Annotated in this window: 1 protein-coding gene; it reads right to left on the bottom strand. The window is 44.5% G+C overall.

The window, feature by feature from the left end:
• A partial coding sequence (locus A3729_RS01420) for a pyruvate carboxylase subunit B (RefSeq protein ID WP_156497571.1) occupies nt 1-777 on the bottom strand: 777 nt, incomplete at both ends.

Below are 777 nucleotides of genomic sequence, written 5' to 3' on the forward strand. Positions count from 1 at the left end.
TGTCCAAGCCAGTATCACGACCAGTACCTGCCAATGCCGCAACCACACTTTCAGTCGCAGTATGGCCGTATGTCATTGCCATTGAAGAAATAGCCGTGTCAACACGGTCAATACCTGCTTCAACCGCTTTAAGAATTGTCATATCTGACAAGCCAGAAGTCGCGTGTGCATGTAATTGAACTTCTAGATCAGTCTGAGCTTTCAAACGCCCAACCAACTCAGAAGCAGCATAAGGCGTTAATGTACCGGCCATATCTTTAATAGCGATAGAATCTGCACCCAAGTCTTCAATCTGCTTCGCTAAGCTAACCCAGCTTTCCAAAGTATGTACAGGACTTGTTGTATAGGAAAGCGTTGCCTGAGCATGACCGCCGTTTGCTTTAACAGCTTTAAGCGCACGATCCAGGTTGCGAGGGTCGTTCATCGCGTCAAAAACACGGAATACCTCAACACCATTTTTTACAGCACGCTCTACGAACTTATCAACAACGTCATCAGCATAATGTCTATAACCTAACAGATTTTGACCTCGCAACAACATTTGCTGCGGAGTATTAGGCATGACTTTCTTCAATTCTCTGATACGATCCCATGGATCTTCACCAATAAATCGAATACAGGAGTCAAATGTAGCGCCACCCCAAGATTCAAGTGACCAATAGCCTACCTGATCTAGCTTTTCAGCAATTGGCAGCATATCGTCAATTCGCATACGCGTTGCTAATAAAGATTGATGTGCATCACGAAGTACGACATCAGTGATTCCGAGTTTTTTGT

The sequence above is a fragment of the Oleiphilus sp. HI0043 genome (assembly GCF_001634935.1).